The following is a 297-nucleotide window of genomic DNA, read 5'->3' as shown; positions in this document are numbered from 1 at the left end:
GTGGGGATCGATGATCTCTTAGCACCTATTACGAAAAACCAAAGGATTCGCTGAAATTTGGCTAAATGGTGAATAGAGTGATACCTCTGAAGTGCCAATTTTAGGTTCAACTTTGTTAGCGCGTAAGTTTAAAACCACAGTGAGAATTCCACCGAACTCTGACGTGGATGTGCACGCGAACGACTTAAACTTCGTGGCAATTGCAGAAACCGGCAAGTTAGTTGGGTTAAACGTGTTAGTGGGTGGTGGTCATGCGATGACTCACGGTGATACAGCAACGAATCCTCGTAAAGCAGA

At 44.8% G+C, this 297-nt stretch carries 1 pseudogene; it reads left to right on the top strand.

The features are described from left to right. Positions 1 to 22: 22 nt before the first annotated feature. Positions 23 to 297, top strand: a pseudogene (locus CWC02_RS20575) (sulfite reductase subunit beta); the annotation flags it as partial.

Origin of the sequence: Pseudoalteromonas sp. S2721 (assembly GCF_005887425.1) — a bacterium.
GTDB classification, from domain to species: domain Bacteria; phylum Pseudomonadota; class Gammaproteobacteria; order Enterobacterales; family Alteromonadaceae; genus Pseudoalteromonas; species Pseudoalteromonas simplex.
Note: the sequence above shows the minus strand (reverse complement) of the source record. Positions and strands in the feature narration are given on the sequence as shown.